The organism is Mycobacterium sp. E3298 (genome assembly GCF_001666895.1).
Classification (GTDB): domain Bacteria; phylum Actinomycetota; class Actinomycetes; order Mycobacteriales; family Mycobacteriaceae; genus Mycobacterium.
This window is the reverse complement of sequence record NZ_LZJB01000560.1, coordinates 1-1,178: the sequence shown is the minus strand read 5'-3', so window position 1 is coordinate 1,178 and position 1,178 is coordinate 1. Positions and strand designations below refer to the sequence as shown.

Annotated in this window: 1 protein-coding gene; it reads left to right on the top strand. The window is 68.8% G+C overall.

Features of this window, described 5'->3' with window-relative positions; genetic code table 11:
• The coding region (locus A9X05_RS25505; protein WP_156736991.1) for a condensation domain-containing protein at positions 1-1,178 on the top strand (1,178 nt) is incomplete at both ends.

The window sequence follows — 1,178 nt, the reverse complement described above, 5'->3', positions numbered from 1 at the left end:
GCGGGGCCGGGGCCGGGCGTACGGGTATGTGGGCCGGTCCGGGCTGTCCGCCACCCGGTTTGTGGCGTGCCCGTTCGGGGCGCCGGGGGCGCGGATGTATCGGACCGGTGACCTGGTGTGGTGGGGCCTCGATGGGCAGCTGCAATACGTGGGGCGCGTCGACGAGCAGGTCAAGATTCGCGGGTATCGCATCGAGCTCGGTGAAATCACCGCCGCGCTAGGCGATTTGGCGGGAGTAGAGCAAGCGGTGGTGATCGCCCGGGAGGACCGCCCCGGCGACAAACGCCTCGTGGGCTACATCACCGGCACCGCCGATCCCGCCGAATTGCGGGGCGCGCTGGGCGAGCGGCTGCCGGCCTACATGGTCCCGGCCGCCGTCGTCGCCTTGACCAGCTTCCCCCGTAACCTCAACGGCAAGCTCGACACCCGCGCCCTGCCACCGCCCGACTACCTCCTCCACGGGTACCGTGCCCCGGCCACCCTCGCCGAAGAGGTCCTCGCCGCGATCTACGCCCAGATCCTCGACGTCGACCGGGTCGGGGTCGACGATTCCTTCTTCGATCTGGGTGGTGACTCGCTGTCGGCGATGCGCCTGGTCGCCGCGGTGAACGCCAGCCTGGATGCGGCCCTGTCCGTGCGGGCGCTGTTCGAAGCACCGACGATCGGCCAGCTGGTATCCCGCCTCGACCAGGGCGACGGCCGGCTCGCGCGGGTGACGGCCGGGTCCCGCCCGGCGGTGGTTCCGCTGTCCTTTGCCCAGTCTCGGTTGTGGTTCCTCGACCAGCTGCACGGATCCTCGCCGGTTCACAACATGGCGATCGCGCTCCGCTTGCGCGGGCGACTCCGTGCCGACGTGCTCGGGACGGCGCTGGGCGACGTGGTGGCGCGGCACGAAAGTTTGCGCACCGTCTTCACCGCACCCGCCGGTGACCCGCAGCAAGTGGTACTCCCAGTCGAGTGCGCCGATTTCGGTTGGGAGATCGTCGACGCCGACGGGTGGCCGGCAGGCCGCTTGGCCGAGGCCATCAACACCGTGGCACACCGTCCCTTTGATTTGTCGGTTGAGATTCCTTTGCGGGCAACGCTTTTCCGGGTTGCTTGCGATGAGCATGTGTTGGTGGCGGTGGCTCATCATATTGCTGCGGATGGGTGGTCGATTACGCCGTTGGTGCGTGATC